Source organism: Campylobacter sp. 107, assembly GCF_002383835.1.
GTDB lineage: Bacteria > Campylobacterota > Campylobacteria > Campylobacterales > Campylobacteraceae > Campylobacter_D > Campylobacter_D jejuni.
This window is the reverse complement of the sequence record NZ_NXBA01000012.1, coordinates 1-709: the sequence shown is the minus strand read 5'-3', so window position 1 is coordinate 709 and position 709 is coordinate 1. Positions and strand designations below refer to the sequence as shown.

The 709-nt window shown below is 25.2% G+C and carries 2 protein-coding genes; both read right to left on the bottom strand.

Going from position 1 to position 709, the window contains the following annotated elements; all coding sequences use genetic code 11:
* Positions 1-482, bottom strand: a 482-nt coding sequence (locus tag BGS40_RS00885) for a hypothetical protein (RefSeq protein ID WP_096738235.1), incomplete at its 3' end; no start/stop codon positions are given.
* Entirely contained in the window at positions 483-614 is a 132-nt protein-coding gene (locus BGS40_RS09625) for a hypothetical protein (RefSeq protein WP_002861551.1), read from the bottom strand.
* Positions 615-709 lie beyond the last annotated feature (95 nt).

Here is a 709-nt window from a genome sequence, read left to right as displayed (position 1 = left end):
TACACACTCGCAATTAATAAAAAGATATTACACACAAACCCTATAAACCAACTTAATTTTTTGCGTTTTTCTCCTGTGCTATAACATTTAAAAAAATAAGCTTGTAATAAACAAGGAAGTATAATAAATGTGATTGTAAAAAAAATAATAGTTATACCACTTAAAAATCCAAAATAATTATGTGCTTTATATTCTTGTGGTGATAATTTTTCAATTTCTGGAGGACCAAGTAATACAAGTCCCCTAGAAGTTTCAATATCATAGCTAAGATAAAATATGATAACAATAGCCATAAAAAAGATAATAAAAGATATTAAAAAATAAGATTTTACAAATTCTTTTATGTTAATTTTAATCCAATAATTTAAAATAGAAAAGACAATAAGAACGCTTAGAGCTATAAGATAAATTCTTGCAACAGTAAAACTAGCAATAAACAAAATCAAACCCCAAAAAATAGAAAGTGTAATGCTATCTCCCATTTAAACTCCTGTATTATAAAGCACATTATAAGCTTTATTTTTAAAATCAAGCTTAGCAATAAAATCTTTACTATAAAGTTTAAAGTCCAAACCATAAGGAGTGAATTTTTGATAGTCTTTAAAGATTTTCATATACCACATACACACTCGCAATTAATAAAAAGATATTACACACAAACCCTATAAGCCAACTTAATTTTTTGTGTTTTTCTCCTGTGCTATAACAT

Excerpts from the sequence above, each read along its gene's own strand:
- BGS40_RS09625 (WP_002861551.1), bottom strand. The coding sequence starts at position 614 with ATGAAAATCTTTAAAGACTATCAAAAATTCACTCCTTATGGTTTGGAC.